Origin of the sequence: Paenibacillus tianjinensis (genome assembly GCF_017086365.1) — a bacterium.
In the GTDB taxonomy this organism is placed as follows: Bacteria; Bacillota; Bacilli; order Paenibacillales; family Paenibacillaceae; genus Paenibacillus_AQ; species Paenibacillus_AQ tianjinensis.
Genome location: NZ_CP070969.1, coordinates 5,658,709 through 5,685,025, shown reverse-complemented (window position 1 = coordinate 5,685,025; position 26,317 = coordinate 5,658,709). Strand labels below are relative to the sequence as shown.

The following is a 26,317-nucleotide window of genomic DNA, read 5'->3' as shown; positions in this document are numbered from 1 at the left end:
GAGAATTCATTAATGAAAACAATTAGTATAGTAACACCTTGTTATAATGAAGAAGAAAACGTATTGGAACTATACACACAGGTGAAGGCAGTTTTTGCAGAAATGCCGGAATATACTTATGAACATATTTTCATCGACAACGCCTCTAAAGACAAGACCGTGACTATTCTAAAGGCAATTGCCGAAAATGATTCCAATACTAAAATTATCGTGAATTCACGCAATTTTGGACACATACGCTCTCCTTATCATGCGTTGTTGCAGGCTAAGGGTGATGCTGTTATTTTGCTGGTAGCTGATTTGCAGGATCCTCCTACAATGATTAGAGACTTTGTAGCAAAGTGGGAAGAGGGATACAAAGTAGTATTAGGCGTAAAAACACAAAGTCATGAAAGTCCTGTAATGTTTGCGATTAGAAAGATGTATTATAACTTTATAAATCGTGTTTCTGAAATAGAGTTAACTAAAAATAATACGGGATTTGGACTTTATGATCAGCAAGTTATTCAAATTTTAAAGGAAATTGATGATCCGTATCCTTACTTTAGAGGACTTATTTCAGACATTGGATTTGAAAGTTATAAGATTGAGTATACGCAACCTGCAAGAAAACGAGGAATAACTAAAAATAATTTTTATACATTATATGATATTGCGATGCTTGGTATTACGAATCACTCCAAAATCCCATTAAGATTAGCTGCAATGCTTGGATTTGGGATGTCTGCATTAAGCTTGCTGGTTGCTTTGGGTTATTTGCTTGCTAAGTTGATTTTTTGGAATTATTTTTCTTTAGGAACAGCCCCGCTTATTATCGGGTTGTTTTTATTTTCCTCTGTCCAGTTGTTCTTCATAGGTATACTTGGAGAATATATTGGCTCTATTCATACCCAGGTTTTAAAGAGGCCATTGGTTGTAGAGAAAGAGAGAATAAACTTCTAATAAATTTACAAAGTGGACGAATATTATTCCCCCGAGAATGATCGCGGCATATTATGGAATGATCCGGCGCTTGGCATCGACTGGCCGGTGTCCAGTCCTGTGCTGTCTGACAAGGATCAGCGTCATCCGCTGCTTAAGGATGCCGAACTGAATTTCGATTAACTCTTATTCATATAACATAAAGGTGGGCTAAACAAATGAAACTGCTCGTTACCGGCGGAGCCGGCTTTATCGGCAGCAACTTCGTAATATACATGCTGCAGCAGCATCCGGAATACAAGATCGTCAACGTGGACGCGCTGACGTATGCAGGGAACCTAGAGAATTTGAAGTCTGTAGAAGGAAACCCGAACTACACGTTTGCCAAAGCAGACATTACGGATGTGCAGGCGATGGATGCGCTGTTCAGCCAGGGCGTTGACGTAGTGGTCAATTTTGCGGCGGAATCGCATGTGGACCGGAGTATTTTGGAGCCGGATGTGTTTGTGAAGACGAATGTGCTGGGGACGCAGGTGCTTTTGGATGCAGCGAAAAAATACAGCGTGACGAAGTTCGTCCAGGTCTCCACGGATGAAGTATACGGAACGCTGGGCGCGACGGGTCTCTTTACCGAGGAAACGCCGCTGACTCCGAATAGCCCTTATTCCGCGAGCAAAGCGGGCGGGGATTTGCTGGTGCGTGCTTACCATGAAACCTTTGGCTTACCGGTTAATATTACACGCTGCTCCAATAACTATGGCCCTTACCAGTTCCCGGAGAAGCTGATCCCGCTGATGATCTCACGTGCGCTGGCGGATCAGGCGCTGCCGGTGTATGGCGATGGAATGAATATCCGTGACTGGCTGTATGTTGAAGACCACTGCAGCGCAATTGATCTGGTAATTCATGAAGGGGTAAACGGCGAAGTCTATAACATTGGCGGGAATAACGAGCGCACCAACGTGCATATTGTGAACACAGTGCTCCAGGAGCTGGGTAAACCAGATTCATTAATTACCTATGTGCAGGACCGTCCTGGTCATGACCGCCGCTACGGCATCGATCCAACCAAGATCACAAACGAACTGGGCTGGAAGCCGAAGCATACGTTTGAGACAGGGATTAAGGAAACGATTCAATGGTACCTGAACAACAAGGAATGGTGGACCCGTATCCAGTCCGGAGAATACCAGAAGTATGCCGCGCTTCAATACGGCAGCCGCTTGGGGGATTCGCTGTAATGTCTAACATGAGAGTACTTGTTACAGGTTCAGCCGGCCAGCTTGGGCAGGACCTTGTGCTACTGCTGCAAAAGCAGGGACATGAGGTGCTTGGCTGCGACCGTCAGGAAATGGACATTACGGATCTGGATCAGTGTATAGAGATCATCTCCGGCTTCCGTCCGGATGCAGTCATTCATTGCGCTGCCCATACTGCTGTCGATGCGGCGGAGACTGACATTGATGCAGCTTATGTAATCAATGCTACCGGTAGCCGAAATGTGGCCCTTGCTGCCGAAAAGGCAGGAGCTAAGCTGGTGTACATTAGTACGGATTATGTTTTTGACGGTATGGGCACCCAGCCTTATCATGAATATGATAATACCGATCCTAAGAGCATTTACGGCAAATCGAAACGGGCTGGAGAAATTCTGGTGCAGTCCCTTTCCTCTAAGTATTTTATTGTCCGTACCTCCTGGGTGTATGGTAAATATGGTAACAACTTCGTGAAAACTATGCTGAAGCTGGGACAGGAAAAGCCGCTATTGCAAGTGGTGAATGACCAAACTGGTTCTCCGACCTATACCGTAGATTTGGCTAACTTCCTGCTGGAGCTGATTCAGACTGAAAAGTATGGTGTGTACCACGCCTCTAACAGTGAATCCTGCACCTGGTTTGAATTTACACAAGTAATCTTCGCGGAAGCGGAAGAGCTTCTTGGCCTTAAATTTACGGCGAAGCTTGAACCTTGTGCCACAGAACAGTTTCCGCGTCCGGCGCCGCGCCCCCGCTACTCTGTTATGGAGCATTTATCCATCCGTACAAACGGGTTCCAGGATATCCGGCCATGGCGCGAAGGGCTGAGAGACTTTTTGTTGGAGCTTAAGGAGTAGGATTCTTAATCCTTATACGAAAATATAACTTTAGAACTCCTGGGCCGTTACGTGGCTTGGGAGTTTTTTGTAGGAGGACGAACTTTCTAATTAGGTTGTTTAAGCATGAACCTGCGAATAGCGGGCTTATCCCATTTTCGTTATAATGGTGAGAGTCAGCTTACGATGCATTGACTTAAGCTTAATATTGAATTCAAGATTCGGGGTAGTTATGACATGATGAACCACAATACAGTCAGTGTACATATCGTTACCTATAACAGCGCGGAGGATATCGCAGAATGCCTTGCAGCAGTGCTTGCCCAGGATTACCCGATTGAGCAAATTGTCGTAGTGGATAATGCCTCAGTGGACGGTTCTGCCCAAACCGTGAGTGGGTTTTACCGCGGGATGGAGGAAGAATTTCGTGCAGCCAACCAGGGAGGGTTTAGCAGCACTGGCGCCACCCTCGACAACTCTGAAGGTGTTCTCCGTGCATATCTGCCTAAACTCATGCTCCTGGAAAATAACCTCAATACTGGCTTCGCCCCTGCCCATAACCAGGCTATTGCCGCTACGAATACTGATTATGTGCTGGTGCTGAATCCGGATTTGACGCTAGCACCCGATTATGTATCAAGGCTCGTCAAACATATGGAAGACAATCCCCGGATCGGGAGTGCGACAGGCAAACTATTGCTGAAGGCAGATCCCTCACTTGTAGACAGCACAGGACTAAGAATGAATAAGGCCCGCCGGGCGTTTGACCGTGGCGCAGGAGAGCCTTCGGTGAATTGGATGGAGTCGGGGGCCGTATTCGGAGTATCCGGTGCCGCAGCAATGTATTCCCGGCGGATGATTGAGGATATCAGCGTAGGCGGCGAATTTTTTGACGGAGATTTCTTTGCCTATAAAGAAGATGTTGATGTGGCGTGGCGGGCAGAGCTGTTCGGGTGGCTGGCATACTTTGATGCTGAAGCGATTGGCTTTCATGAACGCGGCTGGAAGACAGCCGGACGGGGCGGGAAGTCGATGTTTATCCGGAGAATCTCTTATATTAACCGCTATAAAATGATTTATAAAAACGAACGTGCCCGGACGTTACTGCTGACTTTGATCTGCTCCCTGCCGTATGAGATTGCTGCACACGGATATATGCTGCTCAAAGAACCTAAGCTCATCTCAGCCTGGTCATCCTACCGGGAACAGCGTGCGGACTTGAAGCGCAAACGCCGGTATATACAAAAGATGGCTGCAGAGAGACAGCGCCACAAGTAACCGTGGGTAACCCGCAGTGTAATTATCCGCGTCATCTAATTTATATTTTGGAATCACAGAATCATAAATGTAAAAACCTCCCTAACAGCCTCTGCCTACCAGGGAGGTTTTTGTGCTATAATAATTGTCGATAGATTACTATATTTGTCAGGAGCGTAGTGCAGTGAATGTAGATGTTAGTATATTAATCCTCAATTACAACACATGCCGCCTGACGCTTGACTGCATTAGGTCGGTATATGAATCGGATACGAACTATTCCTATGAGATCATTTTGATAGACAATCATTCGCATGATGATTCGGTAGAGAAGATCAGCGCAGAGTTTCCGGATGTGCTGCTGATCGCTAATGGCGAGAATGTCGGATTCGCCCGCGGCAATAACCAAGGGATGGAGGTTGCCTCCGGACGTTATGTGCTGCTGCTTAATTCCGATACGGTGATCCGCCGGGATACACTGGAGACCATGGTTTCCTTCATGGATAGCCGTCCGGATCTCGGGGCTTCGGGCTGTAAGGTGATTTTGCCGGATGGTTCGCTGGATAAGGCCTGCAAGAGAGGATTCCCCACGCCTTCCGCATCGTTCTATTATGCTTTTGGCTTCAGCAAGCTGTTTCCGGACAACCCCAAATTTAATGGATATCAGTTAGGCTACTTAGATCCGGATCAGGCATACCCCGTTGATTGTTTAGTCGGGGCATTCATGCTGCTCCGGCGGAAGACGATTGACCAGGTGGGCGGGCTTGATGAAGAGTTTTTTATGTACGGTGAAGACTTGGACTGGTGCTACCGGATTAAAGAAGCCGGCTGGGGAATCTACTACTATCCGCAGACATCGATCATTCATCTGAAGGGCGGCAGTGCGCGGCGCAGGCCGTTTAAGATCGTGTATGAGTTTCATAGAGCGATGATATTATTTCACCGCAAGCATTATAGCAGGCAATACAACAGTATAATTAATGGAGCGGTATATGCCGGAGTGGGTGTGAAATTTATGTTGTCGCTGCTGCGTAATGCGCTGATTATCCCGCGCGCAGTACCGTCTCCGGCACAGAGCTTAACGGTTTCCGGAGAAGCCGGACCACAGATTGAATCGAAGGCTGAGGTGAGATTATGATCCGCCGTAATCAGAAGTTTTTGACCCAGCTGTATATGGTTACCGACTTTCTGGTAATTCAGCTGTCTTTTCTGGCAGCGTGGTGGCTGAAGTTTAAGAGCGGTTTGCTGGAATCCTATAATACGCTTCCGGTAGAATCGTATGCTTATTGGAGCATAATGTACGCCGTGATTGCTGTGTTGATCGGGATTGTGCTGTCTCTGTATCTGCCGAAGCGCAAGAAACGTTTTGTCGATGAATTCCTCAAAATTTTTCAAGTGCACGTGATGGCTATCTTCATCCTGCTTGGCGTGATGTTTTTCCTGAAGGAAATCGATGTTTCCCGTCAATATCTGGCCATTTATATGGGCTTCAATATTTTATCCATCATGCTGTACCGTTATGTGCTGAAGTCAATGCTGAAATCGCTACGGGAAAAAGGCTACAACCGCCAATTTGTCCTGATTATAGGGGCCGGTACTCTGGGTAAAAGATTCTATAATAATCTCGTGCAATACCCGGAGCTGGGATATGAGACGATCGGGTTCCTGGATGACTACCACAAATGGGACGGTATCGAAGAACAGCGCTTTAAGCCGATTCTGGGTACGGTCGATGAGCTTCCAGGAATGCTTGAGATGCTGCCTGTGGATGAGGTGATCCTGGCGCTTCCGCTGGATGCCCACTCCAAGTATCCGGCAATTATTGCCGCCTGCGAAAAGGCGGGTGTGCGGACGCTAATCATCCCTGATTTCTTCGACTACCTGCCGGCCCGTCCTTACTTCGACAATTTTGCCGGGATGCCGATGATCAATGTGCGGGATATTCCGCTGGATATGACGGGGAATAAGCTGGCCAAGCGGGCGTTTGATATTGTATTCTCGCTGTTCGCCATAATTATGATGTCTCCTGTAATGCTTATTGTAGCACTGGGTGTGCGGGTTACCTCACCTGGACCGGTTATCTTCAAGCAGGAGCGTGTAGGACTCAACCGGCGCAACTTTATGATGTACAAATTCCGTTCGATGAAGATGCAGACGGATGGGGAAGAGGATACCGGGTGGAGCACGAAGGAAGATCCCCGCCGCACCCGGTTCGGAACCTTTATCCGCCGGACCAGCCTGGATGAGCTGCCGCAGTTCTTTAATGTGCTGCTGGGGCAGATGAGTGTGGTGGGTCCGCGGCCCGAACGTCCGTTTTATGTAGAGCAGTTTCGTGATGAAATTCCGAAATATATGGTCAAGCATCATGTGCGCCCGGGAATTACCGGCTGGGCACAGAGCAATGGCCTGCGCGGCGATACTTCGATTGAAGAGCGGATCAAGCATGATATTTTCTATATCGAAAACTGGTCGCTGCTGTTCGATATCCGGATTATTGTCAGAACGATCCGCAACGGCTTCAAAAATGCCTATTAATTTTATATCTTCCATAGAAACGGTTGCCATCCTTCTATAAGGCTACAGCCGTTTTTGCTTTTTCTACACTACACCCGGCAAAGGAAACCCTCTATTATGGATAAAAGAAAGCTAACAGCGTCAGTCATCATGGTTGCTGCACTTATACTTTTACTCGTGATTACCCTATGGCCCAAGGAAGAAGAACCGGCAACCGGCTTTACAGCATACCGGATCATTGCCCATGCGATGGGCGGGATTAACGGTCATACGTATACGAATACCCTCGATGCTTTTGTTGCTAATTATGAGCAGGGAAGCAGGCTGTTTGAAACGGATTTACTGCTTACAACAGACAATAAGCTGATTGCCCGTCATGAGTGGACCGGCAATATGAGTAAGCTGCTCGGTCAGCTTGATGTGCTTCCTGCAGCCAAACAAGGTACGGTGCTTAGTTACAATGAAGTAATGGACAGCCCGATCCTTGAACTGTATTCTCCGCTAGACATTGATAAGATTATGGATCTGATGATTGCTTACCCGGATGCTTATATTGTGACGGATACAAAGGAGCATGACCCCGAGCTGGTAACCAGACAGTTTAGACTTATTGTTGAAGCTGCTAAGCGCAAAGATCCTTCGCTGCTGGAGCGGATTGTTCCGCAAATTTACAGCCGTGACATGCTGGACGTAGTAAATAAGGTATATGCTTTTCCGGAGGTGATTTATACTCTGTATCAATCCCAGGATAGTGATGAACAGGTGCTTGCTTTCGTTAAGGATACGGGGGTGGAGATTACGATGCCGGTTACCAGAGCCTCCAAGAGCTTTGTCCGGAAGCTGAAACGGGCCGGAGCCCGCGTATATGTGCATACGCTCAATGATGAACAGGAGATTACAAAGCTGTCCCGGATGGGTGTGGACGGATTTTATACCGATTTTGTCTCGGAGGATGACTTGGACGGGATTCGGGGATTGCGCTAATGGATCCTCAAAACGCGAAAAAATGTTCGTATTTTTCCCTGCTTTAAATTGACACTCCCCTTTGTGCTGGCATAGACTAGAGTTACGGTTTTTGCGGTGGCGGGAGTGTTTTTGGCTTGGCATCAGTCTAGATAAATTGGTGAGGATGGACGATGGATGAATGAAATACGGCAATCAATACAGCCGTGGCGGCATGTATTCAAGCTGGACCCGGACCGTGAGCTTGGTGATCAGGAGCTGGAAGCCATTTGCTGTTCCGGTACCGATGCCATTCTCGTAGGCGGGTCCACTGGCGTTACTTATGAGAATACCACCCGGCTGCTTGCCAGAGTGCGGCAGTATGAGCTTCCCTGTGCACTGGAGGTTTCAAATCTGGAAGCGGCCGTGCCGGGATTTGATTTATATATGATTCCTATGGTACTGAATACTTCTGACACGGAGTGGATTTTCGGACACCACCGCAAGGCGATAGAGCGTTTTGGCAGCCTGATCCCGTGGGAGTTGCTGCTTACAGAAGGGTACATTGTCTTGAATGAGGACTCATCTGTAGCCCGTCTTACGGGCGCAGACAGCCGCTTAAGCGCGCGCGGGGCTGCGGCGTATGCGCAGATCGCGGACAAGCTGATGCAGCTGCCGGTCGTTTACATCGAATATAGCGGGACGTTCGGCAATATGGAGACGGTGCGGGAAGTCAGGGAGACGGTGGAGAACAGCCAGCTTTTTTACGGAGGCGGAATTACCGGCGAGGCTGAGGCTGAGCAGGCGGCTGCCCTTTGCGATACCGTCGTTGTAGGCAATATTATTTACCGGGATGTGCAGCAGGCGCTGTTCACCGTGCAGGCTGTTAAGCAGACACCGAAGATTCAATTAGATTAGCTATATAAAGCTTATATTGGAAAGGAGCATGTCACACATGCAACTTATTAACATACAGGACGCCGTAAGCCGGCTCAATCCCCCACAGCGCCAGGCTGTAGAAACCACCGAAGGACCTCTCTTGATTATGGCCGGAGCGGGCAGCGGTAAGACGCGCGTGCTTACCCACCGCATTGCCTGGCTGATTGCGAACCGTAAAGCGCCGCCTTGGGCGATCCTGGCGATTACCTTTACGAATAAAGCAGCCCGCGAAATGCAGGAGCGTGTCTCCAAGCTGGTCGGCCCGGAGGGGCGGGATATCTGGGTATCCACCTTCCACTCGATGTGTGTGCGGATTCTGCGCAAGGATATTGAACGGATCGGGTTCACCTCCAATTTTTCTATTCTCGATTCTACGGACCAATTGTCTGTTATCCGCAACTGTATGAAGGATCTGAATATCGACACCAAGAAGTTTGAGCCCAAAGCGGTCCAGGCAGTAATCAGTACGAACAAGAATGAACTGATTACACCGGCACAGTATGAGCAGAAGATCGGAGATTATTTCGAAGGGCTTGTCGCTAAGGTGTATACCAAGTACCAGCAGCGGCTGAGAAGCAACAACTCGCTGGATTTTGACGACCTGATTATGAAGACGATTCAATTGTTCGAGGAAGTGCCTGAGGTGCTTGATTTCTACCAGAAGAAATTTAAGTACATTCATGTCGATGAGTATCAGGATACGAACCGGGCGCAGTACATGCTCTGCCGCATGCTTGCGGACAGCCATCACCGGATTTGCGTCGTCGGAGACAGCGACCAGTCCATCTACCGCTGGCGCGGAGCGGATATTACCAACATTCTAAACTTTGAAGAGGATTATCCGGAAGCCACGACCATTCTGCTGGAGCAGAACTACCGCTCGACCTCCAATATTCTGAACGCCGCCAATGGCGTTATTGCGCTGAACACCGGCCGTAAGCCGAAGAAGCTGTGGACGGATTCGGACGAAGGAGCCAAGATCAAGGTGTTCCGCGGGGATTCCGAGCATGATGAGGGATATTTTGTTACCGGTGAAATCAGCAAGAACGTTAAGCAGGGCCAGGCCTATCAGAATCACGCAATTCTATACCGTACCAATGCCCAATCCCGTGTAATAGAAGAAATTCTGATCAAATCGGATATTCCGTATCAGATTGTCGGCGGGATTAAGTTCTATGACCGTAAAGAAATCAAGGACCTTCTGGCTTATCTGCGACTCTTGTCCAATCCTGATGATGATATCAGCTTGGCGCGGATTATCAATGTACCTAAGCGCGGTCTGGGAGATACTACAATCGGCAAGCTTGCTGTAGCGGCAGCAGAACGCGGTGTTTCGATATTCCGGGTACTGCAGACAGTGGACGATCTCGGCTTTGCCGGCCGGACGCGGAATGCACTGGTGGAGTTTTACGATATGATCGAAGCGCTGCACCGGATGGTAGAGTTCCTGTCAGTGACCGAACTGACTGAGAAAATTCTGGAGATGTCGCAATACCGGCTGGAGCTGCAAAATGAGAACACCCTCGAATCCCGCTCCCGCCTGGAGAATATCGATGAGTTCCTGTCGGTGACGATGGAGTTTGAGAAAAATAATGAAGACAAGTCGCTGGTCTCCTTCCTTACTGATCTGGCGCTGATTGCGGATATTGACAGTGTGAATGATGATGAGGAACGCAGCGATGCCGTGGTACTGATGACCATGCACAGCGCGAAGGGGCTGGAGTTCCCGACAGTCTTCATCATCGGGATGGAAGAAGGGGTATTCCCGCATAGCCGTGCTTTCCAGGACAATGATGAATTGGAAGAGGAACGCCGGCTGGCTTATGTAGGCATTACACGTGCGGAGAAGCAGCTGTTCCTCAGCTGCGCAAGAATGCGCACGCTGTTCGGACGGACGACCGCCAATGCGCCGTCCCGCTTCCTGGAGGAGATTCCGGAGGAGCTCAAGGAAGATACCGCCCGGGAATCGGACCGCTTCCGGCGCGGCGGCGCGGAGGTTGGCGGTGCCTATGGCGGCCGCGGCTTCGGCGGCGGCGGCCGGGGGAACTTCGGCGGCCGCGCTACAGGCGGTGCCGGCACTGCGCCGGCTGGCGGGCAGAGCGCCAGCCTAGGCGGCAGTACCGCGTCCGCTGTGCCTGGCGCAGGACGCGTGACCGTGACGACCGGAGCAGGCGCGCAGCGCGCTACGGGAGGGGCGGCCGCGGCGGCCGGTGACTACAAGGCGGGCGACAAGGTGGCCCACGGCAAATGGGGCACCGGCACCATTGTGTCCGTCAAGGGCAGCGGCAACGATACGGAGCTGCAGATCGCTTTTCCGGCACCGGTGGGTGTGAAGCGGCTGCTTGCCGGGTTCGCCCCGATCACCAAGGTCGAATAATCCGGCCAGGGATAGCGAATGCATTTTTAGAATATAAAGAGTAGTAGATGTGTCATTCACATGCTGTAGAACGTGAACTTAAGAATGTGATCTAGCTCCGCTGCTTCATTCTTAAGTTCATCTTGTAGATATTATCCTTATGACGGAGGGATACGCCCGGATGGACGTTATGCATACCATGGAAGAGCTCGTGGCAGAGCTGAATCAGTACAATTACCACTATTACACCTTGGATGCGCCGCAGATCAGCGACAAGGAATATGATGTTCTATATGATAAGCTGGTTCAGCTTGAAGCAGAGAGCGGCATTGTGCTCCCTGATTCTCCAACCCAGCGTGTAGGAGGCGAGCTGCTGAAGGGATTCACCCCGCACCGGCATCTTGCGCCTTTATGGAGCCTGGATAAGGCGCAGAACATCGAGCAGCTGCGTAGCTGGAATGCCCGGGTGCTGAAGCTGGTGAACGATTATAATACGAAGAATCCTGAGACACCGCTGCCGGAGCCTTGCTATGCGGTAGAACTGAAATTCGACGGGTTGACCCTTAATCTGACCTATCGTGATGGTGTGCTTGTACAGGCTGCAACCAGAGGTAACGGGGTGACGGGTGAAGGGATTCTCGCTCAGGTGAAGACCATCAAATCGGTTCCGCTCACCATTCCCTTCAAGGAGGGCCTGATTGAAGTCCAGGGTGAAGGGATCATGAATCTGTCCGTGCTGGCCGACTACAATACCCGTGCAGCCGAGCCGCTGAAGAATGCCCGTAACGGAGCCGCAGGTGCACTGCGCAATCTGAATCCGAAGACTACAGCAGAGCGCAGGCTGAATGCTTTCTTTTATAATGTGGGTTATGCCGAAGGGGTACAGTTTGCCGACCATCAGGAGATGATGGCTTTCCTGCGGAGCAACCGTTTCAAGGTGAACCCTTATCTCACCTATTTCGATCAGTTCGATGAGGTTACCGAGCAGCTGGCCGAGATTGAAGCGAGCCGTTCCGGCCTTGATTATCTGATCGATGGTGCGGTTATCAAAGTGACCGACTTCCGGATCCGCGAAGCGCTGGGTTACACGGATAAGTTTCCACGCTGGGCAGTGGCCTACAAGTTCGAGGCGGAAGAAACGACAACCATTTTGGAGTCGGTCAGCTGGAATGTAGGCCGTACCGGCAAAGTCACTCCGCTTGCGCGTGTAGAGGCAGTCGAACTGGCAGGTGTTACCGTCCAGAACTGTACACTTAACAATGTGGGAGATATCGAACGCAAGAATCTTAAGTACGCGCTGGGGACACGGGTCTTTATCCGGCGCTCCAATGATGTCATTCCGGAAATTCTCGGCAAAGTAACCGAAGAAAGTGACGGCGGGGAGATCATCTTCCCGGAAAATTGTCCTGCCTGCGGGTTCCCGCTGGAAATGCGCGGAGCGCATCTGTTCTGCAACAACAAGCTGGACTGTAAACCGCAGATTATCAGCCGGATTACCCATTTTGCTTCCCGTGATGCAATGGATATTGAGACGTTCAGCGAGAAGACTGCCGGACAGCTGCATGAGGAATTAGGTGTACGTGAGCCGGCTGATTTATATGAGCTGACCTTCGAGCAGCTGGTGAAGCTGGACCGCTTCGGGGAGAAGAAAGCAGATAATCTGATCAAAGCGCTGGAGGAAAGCAAGGGGCGTGATCTCGCTTCATTCCTGTACGCTCTGGGTATCCCGAATACCGGCAAAGCGACAACCCGGATGCTGGCCGAGCATTACCGCAGTTTGGAAGCAGTAATGAATGCAACCGCAGAGGATCTGGCGGGTCTGCCGGATATCGGCGGAATTGTGGCTGAGAGCATCGTGAACTTTTTTGCGGATCCGTTTGTGGCCACCAGCATCAACCGTATGCTGAACCTGGGCGTAGAGGCTAAGGCTCCTGAAGCCCCGCGCCAGGTCAATACCAACTCCTTCTTCAGCGGCAAAACGGTCGTCTTAACCGGTTCGCTGCAGAAGCTAACCCGGGAGGAAGCGGCTGAACGTCTGGAGGCACTGGGTGCCAAGGTATCCGGAAGTGTCTCCAAGAAGACAGACCTGGTCATTGCCGGGGAAAAGGCGGGCAGTAAGCTGGCCAAGGCACAGCAGCTCGGTATAGAGGTTATTGAGGATGAAGAGGAACTGATCCGGCTGCTTGAAATGTAAGCTGGCCAGATTATTGAGCATACAAATGCACGAAAAGAGTCCTGTGATCCATTCGCTTTGCGGCGAAGGGACACAGGGCTTTTTTGTACATATCAGAAGTCATCTGTTTATTTAAAAGCGATATATGAACAACTGATAATTTAATACAACCCATTACTTATTTTGACAATTCGTTAACCTTTCCAAGGTAAGCTTGGTTAAGAATCATTATAACCAGGAAGGGGTATACAATGAAGAAGCTTATGAAGGGCATCGTTTTTGGAGGATTGGCTGCAGCTGTAGTTTCGGGGGCAACTCTTGCGGGAGCAGCACAAAGTACAACTAAAGCAGGGGTAACGCCCAAAGCCCAGTCTCAAAACCTCATCGTTCTGATTGGCGACGGTATGGGTCCGGCACAAGTTTCTGCGGCAAGATATTTTCAGCAATACACCAAGGGTGTCAATCATCTGAACATCGATCCATATTATGTAGGACAAGCAACTACATATGCAGACCGTGGAGAAGACGGCGGGAAAGTCGTTTCGGGTATCGTCACGGACTCCGCTTCAGCCGGTACTGCATTTGCTACAGGTCATAAAACATATAATGCGGGGATCAGTGTGTCCAACGAGGATGTAGCTAAACCGTTTGCCTCCATTATTGAAGCTGCCGAGAGCAGCGGCAAGGCAACCGGGCTTGTGACCACAGCTCGTATTACCCATGCCACACCAGCCGTTTACGCTTCCCATGTCCGCAGCCGCGATAACGAATCAGCGATTGCCTCACAGTATCTGGAGAGCGGCGTAGATGTCCTAATGGGCGGCGGCAAGCAGTTTTTTGTAACCAAGGATGAGAAGGGTAAACGTACAGACAAGAACCTTCTCCCTGACTTTAAAGCCAAAGGATACACTGTGGTTGAGAATACTTCGGCTCTAAATGCGCTCACCTCCAAAAACTCCAAGGTTCTGGGCCTGTTCGGCAGCTCGCATGTTGCCTATGTTCCGGATCGTACGGCCGAAATTCCGAGTCTGGCGGCAATGACCTCCAAAGCGCTGAATATTTTGTCTACGGATAAAGACGGCTTTGTCATGATGATTGAAGGCGGACGTATCGACCATGCCGGTCATGCTAATGATCTTCCTACACTTGTTCAAGAGACACTAGACTTTGATGCCGCATTTAAGACGGCGATTGAATTTGCGAAGAAAAACGGCAACACTTCCGTGGTAGTTACAGCAGACCATGAAACCGGCGGCCTGTCCCTCTCCCGCGACAATATCTACGAAATCAACATCGATCTGTGGAACAAGCAAAAGCACTCCTCCGAAAGCCTGGCAGCAAGTCTTGAAGCGGCGCAGACACCGGAAGAGATCCGCAGTATCGTAACGGCGAATACATGGATTACAGATCTTTCCGATGAGGAAGTTACCCAGATCATGAATGGCGACGGTTCCTCTTATAAACGTGAAGGCGCGTATAATGCGGTGATTTCCAAGCGACTTCTGGTAGGCTGGTCCGGTCACGGACACTCTGCAGTGGATGTCGGAATCTGGGCATATGGTCCAATCGCAGACAAGGTAAAGGGTCAGGTGGACAACACGCAAATTGCAAAAGCGGGCGCAGGCATCCTGGGTCTGAATTTGGAGAAGAGCTCAGCAGAGCTGCAGTCCAAATATTTATATCCGAAGTTTAAAATCAGCCGCGACAACGAGGTCCTCTATCCGGCCGGGGCACTGGCCAAAGCACTTGGGGGAACTTATAAAGGGGATACAGCTACTGCAAAGCTGAGCCTTGCGAAGAATACCATTGAGGTTAACCTTACGGATAAAACAGCTAAATTGAACGGCAAAACTGCTGCTTATACAGTGGATGTTGATAATGGCGTACTGTATCTCCCGCTTAACGCATTCAGTCAGCTGAAGGGCACAACCTTAACCTGGGATGCTTTGTCCGAACGGATCATACTGAGATAGGAGTGGCCTGGTTGCTCCAAATTCGAGATTTGAAGAAACAATTTAAGGTTGACGGAAGAGTTGTACGGATTCTGGATATACCAGAGTGGACAGTTGATAAAGGAGAGCGTGTAGCCATTACCGGACCCAGCGGGTCCGGTAAAAGCACGCTTCTGCATCTGGTTAGCGGAATTCTGCGGGCAGACAGCGGTGAAATAGTGGTGAACGGCCAGCCGCTTCACAGTTTGGCAGAGGCGAAGCGCGATGCCTTCCGTGCTTCCTCTATCGGCTATGTGCTGCAGGACTTTCATCTCATTCCTTCACTGACAGCCAGGCAGAATGTAGAGATTGCGATGACCTCCCGGCTTTCGCGCAAGGAGAGAAAGCAGGTGGTTGACCATTGGCTGGAGCAGGTGGGACTCTCCGATAGAGGCCAGCATCTGCCTTCCCAGCTGTCACGCGGCCAGCAGCAGCGGGTCGCGATTGTACGGGCACTGGTTAATCAGCCGCCGCTTCTGCTGGCGGATGAGCCTACAGGCAGTCTGGATTGGGAGACAGCGGACGAGATTTCCTCGCTTTTGCTGGATTTAAGCGAAGCCCATGGACATACCTTAATCGTTGTAACTCACGACCTTAACATGGCGGACCGCTTTCCGCACTGCTTGAACATTCAGGATATCAATCAAGTGTGCCGTGAAGCATTGCCTAAGCAGAGGGTTCTCCGCGTGAAAAGAGAAGAGGTAACGATATGAGTCTGTTCAGACTGACTCTCCGGAACGTGCTGCACCGGCGGTTCTTATCCTTGCTTACCGTATGTGCAGTTGCCATTACGGTTGCTTTTATTGTTCTGCTGACTTTGTCCCGGGAGAGCGTGGAGCAGGGTGCCAAAAAAGGCTACGGTCCATTCGACCTGGTCATTGGGGCTGCAGGCAGTGAGACTCAGCTTGTGCTAAATACCTTTTACCATATCGGTGCGCCAACCGGAAATATTCCGCTTGCTGTTCTGGATCAGGCGAAGCAGGATAAATCCGTCGATCAGGCCTTTGCCATGACAACAGGTGACAATTTCAAGGGGTTCCCGATCGTCGGGATGGATTCCGGTTATTTCTTTACCCGCTATGGGGACAGCAAGCTGCAGGAAGGTGTTATGTATACCCGTACCGGTGAAACCATTGTTGGCGCGTATGTCGCCGAGTCTCTGGGACTGAAGGTAGGGGATACCTTTTCGGGGGCGCACGGGCTTGTGCAGGAACAGGCCCACGAATCAGCAGAGGCAGAGCATGGAGAGAATCATGGGTCTGGAGAGCACGATGAAGAACATGATGAAGAACATGCCCATGAGAGCTTCCACTACACTGTAGCAGGCATTCTTCCTGAACTCCACACCCCGGATGACCGTGCCGTATTTACAACTGTGGACTACGCCTGGGCCGTGCATGAACTTGCACCTGAGGATCGGGAGATTACGGCGGTGCTGGTCAAACCGGCCAGTCTGTTAGGAGCCCACGATCTGAAGCAGGCACTCGATGGAAACAATGGGGTTCAGGCGGCTTATACAAGCAAGGCGGTCTCAGATGTGCTGAATGCGGTAGATCAGGGTTCCAGGCTGCTAAGCGTGCTGACGGCTATCTGTGTGCTGCTGGCCGGCATTGCGATTCTGTTGTCTCTGATTGCAGCTGTCGGGGAGCGCACCAAGGATGTAGGACTCTTACGTCTTCTCGGAAAATCCAGGGTTTATGTATGGCTTACATTAACCAGCGAAGGTCTGCTGGTGACGGCTGCTGGACTCATATTCGGTCTATTGCTCGGCCATCTCGGAGCTTATCTGCTGAAGGATGCGTTATTCGCACAGGCAGGTATCCAGATAGAACCTTATCATTGGACACCGGAGCATTGGCTCATTGTTGCAGGCGCACTCTCCATAGGTTTGCTGTCCTCGCTGGGACCGGCCTTCCGGATGTACCGGATGCATCCGCTCTCTTTGTTCAAATCATAGGAGGGACATACACTTGATACGATTACAGGGAAGACTGATCCTGATGTCGGCAGCCGTTATCTGTATGCTGCTGCTTCAGGCATGCGGTCAGGACAAGGCAGATGAAGGCAGCGGGGAATCCTTTGCTGCCGTGGCAGAAGCTTCGGGCAGCTCTGACACATTGGCCGCTGCTGCAGCGACTGCTGCTCCGCAAGCTTCTGCAGAAGCCTCTCCCGCGGTGGAGAATTCTCCGGCAGTAGAAAGCGCGGCTGTCACTCCCGGCCCTGCCGTAGCTGAGGCGCCAGCTGCAGTACTATCCGAAGCCACAGCCACAGCCGCTGAAGACAAGGTACCGGCTTCGTCCAAGCCTTCATCTAGACCTTTTGCATCTGCAGCGGCTGTTACACAGAAGCCTACCAAGAAGACTGCAGGCTCCATTCCGGGCGCTGCCTCTCCTTCTCCTGTACAAGGTGCTAGTCCGGAAGAGGTTAAGGACGCGGAGAAGAACAGCGCCGAAGCGGAATCAGCGAAAGCCGGCTCCGTCCAGGCCGCCAGCCCGTCTCAGCCCGCCCGGGTATCAAATCCAAAGGCGGCATCCTCCACAGGGAACACGGAGATTGATTGGAACGGTTTTTTCGACGGCACTGACCAGACCCGCCCTTCAGAGCGTTTCTGGGATCTTACCGGCAGCAAGGTTACGATAAAAGGCTTTATGGGCGAAGTCCTTTCCTTTGAGAAGAACTGGTTTCTGCTCATTCCGGAGCCGGGCGCAGAATGTCCGTTCGATAACGGCGATGAGACCTACTGGAACAAGATTATGATTGTGTTTGTGCCTGAAGGCAGCAAGCTCCGCTATACCTCGGGTCCTCTGGAAATTTCGGGACGCCTGGATGTCGGGATCAAGATTGACGAGTCCGGCTACAAAACCATGTTCCGCTTGTACGATGCGTCCTTTAAAAGCTTATAGTACCTAAACGGCAAAAGCCTTCTTATCCTTGACGGGAAAGAAGGCTTTTGCCATTCAAACTATAAGATGACACTCGCAGCTCTTATACCCGTTTCGCACCGGGCACCCAGGCGTCTTTATCGTAACCCCGCTGTTCCCAGTATCCGACATGGTCTTCTTCGATTAATTCGATCCGGTTCAGCCATTTGACTGATTTGTAAGCATACATTTGCGGAGTAATCAGGCGTACCGGTCCGCCCAGCTGATTAGGGATGGGCTGTCCGTCATGCATAACTGCGACCATCACGTCTTCCATCCGGGCTTGAGCAAGGGTAAGAGAGTCGGTATAAACACCGTCACCGGAGTGAAATTTGACCGTTGTGGCTTTGTTTTGTACGCCGGCCATATCGAGCAGACTGTAGAGAGGGAGCCCCTCCCATGTGTTTTTATAGACGGACCAGCCGGTAACGCAGTGAAAATCACTAACCTGCACCTCGCGCTGCAGCCTGACGAACTCTTCCCAGTTCCAGGTGAAGGCCTTATCCACCAGACCGTTGATCGTAAACGACCAGTTGGAGTTATCGAAGGCGGGAATGTCCGTTACGGTATACACCCGGAAGTGCCCCTCGGCACCGCCGCCTATCGGCGGGGAGGAATCAGCTAGCGGCACGGGATCCGGGAGCAGGGCATTGGCGTTATTGGCCGCATACTCTGCAGACCCGGGAAGCTGAAACGACTTGCCTATCCACCTCACAAAGGTGGGGCCGACCGTTATCGCGAGACCGGCTCCCACTGCAAGCTTAATGAAACCGCGCCGGGAATACACAGGCTGGGGTCTACCGGTATCCGCAGGACGTTGTTGCCCGCCTGAAGCCCCCCCATTTTTGCCAGTATCCAGTTCAGGGACGACAGAACGCTTCTTAGGCTCCTTCAGCCATTTAACCCGGGTAATGGAGTGAAAGATAATGACAGGAAGCCCGATCCAGGTGAGGAGATCATGGACCAAAAGCGCCATATTGGCTGCCCTCGGTCCGGCAAGTCTGAATTGCCAGAGCACAATACCCGATACAATTCAGCCGACAAGGAGAATAAGCACGAAGATTACATTTGTCTTTTGGGCGGTTTTTCCCTGCAGCCTCTTCCAATGCTTGGCGGCGAGCAGCAAATAATAGATGACCGGAATAAGCAGAACCAGTCCAAAAGCGATATGAGCCCATTTTAGCCACACTCTGCCTTCGCCCAGCAGTTCACGCCAGAAGCCGCCCACCAGCAGCAGCCCGCTCAGAGCCAGAAACAGTACCAGCCATGCATTCCACATATGAATAGAGACCAGCTTTTTTCCGTACCCTTTGCGGATATTCCCCAACATCTTTTTCAAGCGATATCCCTCCTCGAGCCTCCGGAGCTGTACCGGTTATTTCAAGTTTGAATTAATTGTACCGCAAAAAACAGCAGTTGAATAATTTTGCTGTTCAGCAGGCATGTCGTCGCTGGAGAATGTGCCAAAAAGCCCATCATTCTCTGTACCAGAAAAGGATGGACCTTACGGCGTAACTTGTTATGAAAGAAGACTGGCAGCTATTCAGCCGCCCATTGCTCCAGCTTCTTATCACCAGGCAGCAAGAGCGCAAGCAGACCGAGCAGCGGAAGGAAGCCGCAGGCTACGAACACTGTTGTGATGCCAATCCGGTCAATGAGCTCGCCGATTACTACGGAGCCGATACCGCCGAGTCCAAAAGCCAGACCGGTAATAAGCCCCGAAACTGTGCCGATATTGCCAGGGTACAGCATCTGCGCATAGATTACTGTTACCGAAAAGCTGGACAGCAGTACGAAGCCGGAGATTACGAGAAGAACTGCAGCCCAGAAATGGTCCACAAAAGGAAGCGCAAGCGCAAACGGCACCGTACCTACCATGGAGATCAGAATAAGATTACGCCGCCCAAAACGGTCAGCAAGCGGGCCGCCAAAAAAAGTACCTACGGCACCGGCTGCCAGATATATAAAGATGTAGACTTGGGCATCATCCAGCTTCATTCCGTAATTATCCATTAAGTAGAAAGCATAATATCCGCCGATGGAGGCGCCATACCAGGAACGGACAAAAACGATAAAGACGAGAATAACTGTGGCCATCAGGACGCTTTTACGGCGGGCGGGATCAATTGTGCCTCCTGAGGACTTCTTACGGAACGTGTACCCGGCATTTAGCATCTCACGGTACCACCTGGCAACATAGGTCTGAACGGCGATTTCCGGCAGCGGCGAAAACCGTGAACCCGAGCGCACCAATCTGTCCGAATGGAATGAACACCCACTTCATGAGCAAAGGTCCTAAGGATTGTCCGGCGTTACCGCCTACCTGGAAAATCGACTGGGAGAGTCCTTTTCGCTGGCCTGCCGCCATGTGAGCGACACGCATTCCTTCCGGGTGGAAGGCTGCTGACCCGAACCCTACGAGCATGACAGAGAAGATAACCAGTGCATAATTGTCTGCAAAAGCTAAAAGGAACACCCCGGCGAACGTACAGCACATGCCAAGCGGCAGGAGGATCGGGCGGGGTTTGCGGTCGGCCGCATAACCGATCACCGGCTGGATCACCGAAGAGGTGATGTTTAAGGCAAAAGCAATCCAGCCCACCTGGCTGAAGGACAGCAGCAGATTATCCTTCAGCGTAGGAAACATCGCCGGAATAAGCGCCTGAATGGAATCATTGAATAAATGAACAAAGCTGACAGCCAGCAGAATCCTGTATATTGTAGCCTGCTGCAGATTACGCTGCTCCTGGATTTCCAAAACAGGTGAAGGAGTATCCGTGGGATAGTTACTATTACTGTTCATCTGAACTCCTTTCCAAGCAGATATAATAGGAATGAATCGGAGGGATTCAATAGATCCTATTTTAGCCACAACCAAAGCGTTATGGAACTCAATTTGTGCCCCGGATAGTCCAAATATACACCGGATTATTATTTTGTAAAAAAAGCTTGCAAACATCTGACCAGCATGATATATTATCTCTTGTGCTTATGAGACATCAACGCCGAGTGATCGGCTGAGAAAAAAATAAGTTGACAAGTAATGAAGAAACATGATATGCTCTAATTCCTGTGCGAGAGACGAAATGTTGAAACGCTGGGAGCAAGTTCTTTGAAAACTGAACAAATGGAACGCGTTAATTTTTACAAGATTCATTTAATGAATCGTCAGTTTCAAAATGAGCAATCGCTCTTTTCAATAACTTTTCGGATGGTTATTTTCTCGGAGTAATCCGGGTGAAGTAACCACTCGAAAAAACCTAATTGGAGAGTTTGATCCTGGCTCAGGACGAACGCTGGCGGCGTGCCTAATACATGCAAGTCGAGCGGAGCTTATCCTTCGGGGTAAGCTTAGCGGCGGACGGGTGAGTAACACGTAGGCAACCTACCCCTCAGACTGGGATAACTACCGGAAACGGTAGCTAATACCGGATAATTCCTTTCCTCTCCTGAGGAGAGGATGAAAGGCGGAGCAATCTGCTACTAAGGGATGGGCCTGCGGCGCATTAGCTAGTTGGTGAGGTAACGGCTCACCAAGGCGACGATGCGTAGCCGACCTGAGAGGGTGAACGGCCACACTGGGACTGAGACACGGCCCAGACTCCTACGGGAGGCAGCAGTAGGGAATCTTCCGCAATGGGCGAAAGCCTGACGGAGCAACGCCGCGTGAGTGATGAAGGTTTTCGGATCGTAAAGCTCTGTTGCCAGGGAAGAACGTCCGGTAGAGTAACTGCTACCGGAGTGACGGTACCTGAGAAGAAAGCCCCGGCTAACTACGTGCCAGCAGCCGCGGTAATACGTAGGGGGCAAGCGTTGTCCGGAATTATTGGGCGTAAAGCGCGCGCAGGCGGCTATTTAAGTCTGGTGTTTAAACCTTGGGCTCAACCTGGGGTCGCACTGGAAACTGGATGGCTTGAGTACAGAAGAGGAAAGTGGAATTCCACGTGTAGCGGTGAAATGCGTAGATATGTGGAGGAACACCAGTGGCGAAGGCGACTTTCTGGGCTGTAACTGACGCTGAGGCGCGAAAGCGTGGGGAGCAAACAGGATTAGATACCCTGGTAGTCCACGCCGTAAACGATGAGTGCTAGGTGTTAGGGGTTTCGATACCCTTGGTGCCGAAGTTAACACAGTAAGCACTCCGCCTGGGGAGTACGGTCGCAAGACTGAAACTCAAAGGAATTGACGGGGACCCGCACAAGCAGTGGAGTATGTGGTTTAATTCGAAGCAACGCGAAGAACCTTACCAGGTCTTGACATCCCTCTGAATCCTCTAGAGATAGAGGCGGCCTTCGGGACAGAGGAGACAGGTGGTGCATGGTTGTCGTCAGCTCGTGTCGTGAGATGTTGGGTTAAGTCCCGCAACGAGCGCAACCCTTGACTTTAGTTGCCAGCAGGTAAGGCTGGGCACTCTAGAGTGACTGCCGGTGACAAACCGGAGGAAGGTGGGGATGACGTCAAATCATCATGCCCCTTATGACCTGGGCTACACACGTACTACAATGGCCGGTACAACGGGAAGCGAAGCCGCGAGGCGGAGCCAATCCCAGCAAAGCCGGTCTCAGTTCGGATTGCAGGCTGCAACTCGCCTGCATGAAGTCGGAATTGCTAGTAATCGCGGATCAGCATGCCGCGGTGAATACGTTCCCGGGTCTTGTACACACCGCCCGTCACACCACGAGAGTTTACAACACCCGAAGTCGGTGGGGTAACCCGCAAGGGGGCCAGCCGCCGAAGGTGGGGTAGATGATTGGGGTGAAGTCGTAACAAGGTAGCCGTATCGGAAGGTGCGGCTGGATCACCTCCTTTCTATGGAGAATCGTTTCCTGCAATGGAAACATTCAAATCGGAAGCTCAGCTTCCAAGATACTTAACGCGTATCCATTTGTTCGGTTTTGATGGAATTTGCGGGGCCATAGCTCAGCTGGGAGAGCGCCTGCCTTGCAAGCAGGAGGTCAGCGGTTCGATCCCGCTTGGCTCCACCAACAAACTTCATCAAATGTAGTACCTTGATCCTTGAAAACTGGATACCGAAACGAATTTGCGTTTTAGAACATCTTTTAGCTGAAACTTGTGTAAACAAGTTGAAATAGTTATTAGTTGATACGAATTTTTCTGTGAAGGAAATGAAGATCTTGAATTTATTCAATGGTCCGATATTTCTCCTCCGGAGAAAATCGAGGTTAAGCTAATAAGAGCACACGGAGGATGCCTAGGCGCCAGGAGCCGACGAAGGACGTGGCGAACAACGAAACTGCCTCGGGGAGCTGTAAGCAAGCTTTGATCCGGGGGTGTCCGAATGGGGAAACCCAGCTGTGGTAATTCGCAGTTACTCACACCTGAATACATAGGGTGTGCAGAGGCAGACCAGGGGAACTGAAACATCTAAGTACCCTGAGGAAGAGAAAACAATAGTGATTCCGTCAGTAGCGGCGAGCGAACGCGGAACAGCCTAAACCAAGGGGCTTGCCCCTTGGGGTTGTGGGACGTCTCACATGGAGTTACAAAGGAATATGGTAGGTGAAGAGGTCTGGAAAGGCCCGCGATAGAGGTAAAAGCCCTGTAACCTAAACTGTGTTCTCTCCGAGACGGATCCCGAGTAGTGCGGGGCACGTGAAACCCCGTATGAATCCAGCAGGACCATCTGCTAAGGCTAAATACTACCTGGCGACCGATAGTGAAACAGTACCGTGAGGGAAAGGTGAAAAGCACCCCGGAAGGGGAGTGAAATAGAACCTGAAACCGTGTGCTTACAAAAAGTCAGAGCCCGTTTTAGGGGTGATGGCGTGCCTTTTGTAGAATGAACCGGCGAGTTACGTTTAACATGCAAGGTTAAGGTGAGAAGCCGGAGCCGCAGCGAAAGCGAGTCTGAATAGGGCGACTAAGTATGTGGACGTAGACCCGAAACCGTGTGATCTACCCCTGTCCAGGGTGAAGGTGCGGTAACACGCACTGGAGGCCCGAACCCACGTATGTTGAAAAATACGGGGATGAGGTGGGGGTAGCGGAGAAATTCCAATCGAACTCGGAGATAGCTGGTTCTCCCCGAAATAGCTTTAGGGCTAGCCTCGGTGAATGGAGTGGTGGAGGTAGAGCACTGATTGGGTGCGGGGCCCGCAAGGGTTACCAAGCTCAGTCAAACTCCGAATGCCATTTACTTCTTGCCGGGAGTCAGACAGTGAGTGCTAAGATCCATTGTCAAAAGGGAAACAGCCCAGACCATCAGCTAAGGTCCCCAAGTGTGTGTTAAGTGGGAAAGGATGTGGAGTTGCACAGACAACCAGGATGTTGGCTTAGAAGCAGCCACCATTGAAAGAGTGCGTAATAGCTCACTGGTCGAGTGACTCTGCGCCGAAAATGTAACGGGGCTAAACACACCACCGAAGCTATGGCTAGATGCTTTGCATCTGGGGTAGGGGAGCGTTGTATGTGGGTTGAAGGTGTACCGTAAGGAGCGCTGGACAGCATACAAGTGAGAATGCCGGTATGAGTAACGAAAAGATCAGTGAGAATCTGATCCGCCGAAAGCCCAAGGTTTCCTGAGGAAGGCTCGTCCGCTCAGGGTAAGTCGGGACCTAAGGCGAGGCCGAAAGGCGTAGTCGAAGGACAACAGTTTGAAATTACTGTACCACCGTAATCCGCTATGAGCGATGGGGTGACGCAGGAGGGTAGTGACGCGGACTGATGGATGTCCGTCTAAGCAGTGAGGCTGGTGTGTAGGCAAATCCGCACATCGTAAGGCTGGGCTGTGATGGGGAGCGAAAATTATAGTAGCGAAGGTCATGATCTCACACTGCCAAGAAAAGCCTCTAGTCAGGAGAAGGTGCCCGTACCGCAAACCGACACAGGTAGGCGAGAAGAGAATTCTAAGGCGCGCGGAAGAACTCTCGTTAAGGAACTCGGCAAAATGACCCCGTAACTTCGGGAGAAGGGGTGCCTCGGTAGGGTGAATAGCCCGAGGGGGCCGCAGTGAAAAGGCCCAAGCGACTGTTTAGCAAAAACACAGGTCTGTGCGAAGCCGCAAGGCGAAGTATACGGGCTGACGCCTGCCCGGTGCTGGAAGGTTAAGGGGAGTGGTTAGGGGCAACCCGAAGCTATGAACCGAAGCCCCAGTAAACGGCGGCCGTAACTATAACGGTCCTAAGGTAGCGAAATTCCTTGTCAGGTAAATTCTGACCCGCACGAATGGCGTAACGACTTGGGCGCTGTCTCAACGAGAGATCCGGTGAAATTTTAATACCTGTGAAGATGCAGGTTACCCGCGACAAGACGGAAAGACCCCATGGAGCTTTACTGCAGCTTGATATTGAATTTGGGTACGATCTGTACAGGATAGGTGGGAGCCGTAGAGGCAGGAGCGCAAGCTTCTGCGGAGGCGCCGTTGGGATACCACCCTGATCGTATCTAGGTTCTAACCTGGTACCCTAAGCGGGTACGGGGACCGTGTCAGGCGGGCAGTTTGACTGGGGCGGTCGCCTCCTAAAGAGTAACGGAGGCGTTCAAAGGTTCCCTCAGAATGGTTGGAAATCATTCGAAGAGTGCAAAGGCATAAGGGAGCTTGACTGCGAGACCTACAAGTCGAGCAGGGACGAAAGTCGGACTTAGTGATCCGGTGGTACCGCATGGAAGGGCCATCGCTCAACGGATAAAAGCTACCCTGGGGATAACAGGCTTATCTCCCCCAAGAGTCCACATCGACGGGGAGGTTTGGCACCTCGATGTCGGCTCATCGCATCCTGGGGCTGAAGTAGGTCCCAAGGGTTGGGCTGTTCGCCCATTAAAGCGGTACGCGAGCTGGGTTCAGAACGTCGTGAGACAGTTCGGTCCCTATCTGTCGTGGGCGCAGGAAATTTGAGAGGAGCTGTCCTTAGTACGAGAGGACCGGGATGGACGTACCGCTGGTGCACCAGTTGTTTCGCCAGAAGCATGGCTGGGTAGCTACGTACGGACGGGATAAGCGCTGAAAGCATCTAAGCGTGAAGCCCCCCTCAAGATGAGATTTCCCAATACGTAAGACCCCTTGAAGACGACGAGGTAGATAGGTTGGAGGTGGAAGTGCAGTAATGCATGGAGCTGACCAATACTAATCGGTCGAGGGCTTATCCAAATTTCGAAGAACGCAGATTTGTTTCGGATTCAGTTTTCAGGAATTAAGGTTCCTGAACGATTTTAAGCTGCATGTCCTTTATGAGGATTGATATTTTGCAGGAG

General features: G+C 51.0%; 14 protein-coding genes, 1 tRNA gene, 2 rRNA genes and 3 pseudogenes. 18 read left to right on the top strand and 2 right to left on the bottom strand.

The window, feature by feature from the left end; genetic code table 11:
• The first annotated feature begins 12 nt into the window (after window positions 1-12).
• From JRJ22_RS29835 to JRJ22_RS26445, 15 genes and pseudogenes are all read left to right on the top strand, one after another.
• Complete coding sequence (locus JRJ22_RS29835) at window positions 13-942, top strand: glycosyltransferase family 2 protein (RefSeq protein WP_206102192.1); 930 nt, start codon at window positions 13-15, stop codon at window positions 940-942.
• A 3-nt stretch (window positions 943-945) separates the two neighbouring features.
• Window positions 946-1,104 (top strand): annotated as a pseudogene (locus JRJ22_RS26510) (dTDP-4-dehydrorhamnose 3,5-epimerase family protein); the annotation flags it as partial.
• Window positions 1,105-1,139: 35 nt separating this feature from the next.
• Window positions 1,140-2,162: a dTDP-glucose 4,6-dehydratase gene (gene rfbB / locus JRJ22_RS26505; protein ID WP_206102191.1), complete on the top strand. Its 1,023-nt coding sequence runs from the start codon at window positions 1,140-1,142 to the stop codon at window positions 2,160-2,162.
• A gap of 8 nt (window positions 2,163-2,170) precedes the next feature.
• On the top strand, window positions 2,171-3,034 hold the full coding sequence (rfbD, locus tag JRJ22_RS26500; RefSeq protein ID WP_206105318.1) for a dTDP-4-dehydrorhamnose reductase: 864 nt from the start codon (window positions 2,171-2,173) through the stop codon (window positions 3,032-3,034).
• Between the two features lie 216 nt (window positions 3,035-3,250).
• The gene (locus JRJ22_RS26495) at window positions 3,251-4,291 is read left to right on the top strand and encodes a glycosyltransferase family 2 protein (RefSeq protein WP_332461351.1); all 1,041 of its coding nucleotides are present in this window, start codon (window positions 3,251-3,253) and stop codon (window positions 4,289-4,291) included.
• A gap of 163 nt (window positions 4,292-4,454) precedes the next feature.
• A complete protein-coding gene (locus tag JRJ22_RS26490; RefSeq protein ID WP_206102190.1) occupies window positions 4,455-5,408 on the top strand; it encodes a glycosyltransferase family 2 protein in 954 nt (317 codons plus the stop codon).
• Entirely contained in the window at window positions 5,405-6,805 is a 1,401-nt protein-coding gene (locus JRJ22_RS26485) for an undecaprenyl-phosphate glucose phosphotransferase (RefSeq protein ID WP_206102189.1), read from the top strand. The genes JRJ22_RS26490 and JRJ22_RS26485 overlap by 4 nt, the downstream gene beginning before the upstream one ends.
• A gap of 96 nt (window positions 6,806-6,901) precedes the next feature.
• Window positions 6,902-7,768, top strand: a complete 867-nt coding sequence (locus tag JRJ22_RS26480; protein WP_206102188.1) for a phosphatidylinositol-specific phospholipase C/glycerophosphodiester phosphodiesterase family protein — start codon at window positions 6,902-6,904, stop codon at window positions 7,766-7,768.
• A 165-nt stretch (window positions 7,769-7,933) separates the two neighbouring features.
• Window positions 7,934-8,644: a heptaprenylglyceryl phosphate synthase gene (gene pcrB, locus JRJ22_RS26475; protein ID WP_456299723.1), complete on the top strand. Its 711-nt coding sequence runs from the start codon at window positions 7,934-7,936 to the stop codon at window positions 8,642-8,644.
• A gap of 37 nt (window positions 8,645-8,681) precedes the next feature.
• Window positions 8,682-11,042 (top strand): DNA helicase PcrA, encoded by a 2,361-nt coding sequence (gene pcrA / locus JRJ22_RS26470; RefSeq protein WP_206102186.1) that lies wholly within the window; start codon window positions 8,682-8,684, stop codon window positions 11,040-11,042.
• 160 nt (window positions 11,043-11,202) lie between these two features.
• Window positions 11,203-13,215, top strand: coding sequence for an NAD-dependent DNA ligase LigA (ligA, locus tag JRJ22_RS26465; protein ID WP_206102185.1), 2,013 nt, complete (start codon window positions 11,203-11,205; stop codon window positions 13,213-13,215).
• A 230-nt stretch (window positions 13,216-13,445) separates the two neighbouring features.
• Window positions 13,446-15,167 carry an alkaline phosphatase gene (locus JRJ22_RS26460; RefSeq protein ID WP_206102184.1) on the top strand — a complete coding sequence of 574 codons (1,722 nt, stop codon included), beginning with the start codon at window positions 13,446-13,448 and terminating at the stop codon, window positions 15,165-15,167.
• Between the two features lie 29 nt (window positions 15,168-15,196).
• Window positions 15,197-15,898: an ABC transporter ATP-binding protein gene (locus JRJ22_RS26455; protein WP_232380961.1), complete on the top strand. Its 702-nt coding sequence runs from the start codon at window positions 15,197-15,199 to the stop codon at window positions 15,896-15,898.
• Window positions 15,895-17,142, top strand: a complete 1,248-nt coding sequence (locus JRJ22_RS26450; RefSeq protein ID WP_206102182.1) for an ABC transporter permease — start codon at window positions 15,895-15,897, stop codon at window positions 17,140-17,142. Before JRJ22_RS26455 ends, JRJ22_RS26450 begins: the two co-directional genes overlap by 4 nt.
• Before the next feature lie 13 nt (window positions 17,143-17,155).
• Window positions 17,156-18,088 carry a hypothetical protein gene (locus JRJ22_RS26445; RefSeq protein WP_232380960.1) on the top strand — a complete coding sequence of 311 codons (933 nt, stop codon included), beginning with the start codon at window positions 17,156-17,158 and terminating at the stop codon, window positions 18,086-18,088.
• Window positions 18,089-18,170: 82 nt separating this feature from the next.
• On the opposite strand, the pseudogene JRJ22_RS26440 reads toward JRJ22_RS26445, so the two are convergent.
• Together JRJ22_RS26440 and JRJ22_RS26435 are read right to left on the bottom strand one after the other, a co-directional pair.
• A pseudogene (locus JRJ22_RS26440) lies at window positions 18,171-19,445 on the bottom strand (molybdopterin-dependent oxidoreductase).
• A gap of 200 nt (window positions 19,446-19,645) precedes the next feature.
• A pseudogene (locus JRJ22_RS26435) lies at window positions 19,646-20,909 on the bottom strand (MFS transporter).
• A gap of 458 nt (window positions 20,910-21,367) precedes the next feature.
• Here JRJ22_RS26435 and JRJ22_RS26430 point away from each other — a divergent pair.
• The 3 genes from JRJ22_RS26430 (at window position 21,368) to JRJ22_RS26420 (ending at window position 26,213) form a co-directional block, all read left to right on the top strand.
• Window positions 21,368-22,915: ribosomal RNA gene (locus tag JRJ22_RS26430) — 16S ribosomal RNA — on the top strand.
• 100 nt (window positions 22,916-23,015) lie between these two features.
• Window positions 23,016-23,091, top strand: a tRNA-Ala gene (locus JRJ22_RS26425).
• 196 nt (window positions 23,092-23,287) lie between these two features.
• Window positions 23,288-26,213: ribosomal RNA gene (locus JRJ22_RS26420) — 23S ribosomal RNA — on the top strand.
• Together the 16S and 23S rRNA genes with 1 tRNA gene alongside form the textbook arrangement of a ribosomal RNA operon.
• Window positions 26,214-26,317: the final 104 nt, after the last annotated feature.

What these genes read in the sequence shown, in the direction of transcription:
- JRJ22_RS29835 (WP_206102192.1), top strand. Translation starts at nt 13, where the DNA reads ATGAAAACAATTAGTATAGTAACACCTTGTTATAATGAAGAAGAAAAC.
- rfbB (WP_206102191.1), top strand. Translation starts at nt 1,140, where the DNA reads ATGAAACTGCTCGTTACCGGCGGAGCCGGCTTTATCGGCAGCAACTTC.
- rfbD (WP_206105318.1), top strand. Translation starts at nt 2,171, where the DNA reads ATGAGAGTACTTGTTACAGGTTCAGCCGGCCAGCTTGGGCAGGACCTT.
- JRJ22_RS26495 (WP_332461351.1), top strand. Translation starts at nt 3,251, where the DNA reads ATGATGAACCACAATACAGTCAGTGTACATATCGTTACCTATAACAGC.
- JRJ22_RS26485 (WP_206102189.1), top strand. Translation starts at nt 5,405, where the DNA reads ATGATCCGCCGTAATCAGAAGTTTTTGACCCAGCTGTATATGGTTACC.
- JRJ22_RS26480 (WP_206102188.1), top strand. Translation starts at nt 6,902, where the DNA reads ATGGATAAAAGAAAGCTAACAGCGTCAGTCATCATGGTTGCTGCACTT.
- pcrA (WP_206102186.1), top strand. Translation starts at nt 8,682, where the DNA reads ATGCAACTTATTAACATACAGGACGCCGTAAGCCGGCTCAATCCCCCA.
- ligA (WP_206102185.1), top strand. Translation starts at nt 11,203, where the DNA reads ATGGACGTTATGCATACCATGGAAGAGCTCGTGGCAGAGCTGAATCAG.
- JRJ22_RS26460 (WP_206102184.1), top strand. Translation starts at nt 13,446, where the DNA reads ATGAAGAAGCTTATGAAGGGCATCGTTTTTGGAGGATTGGCTGCAGCT.
- JRJ22_RS26450 (WP_206102182.1), top strand. Translation starts at nt 15,895, where the DNA reads ATGAGTCTGTTCAGACTGACTCTCCGGAACGTGCTGCACCGGCGGTTC.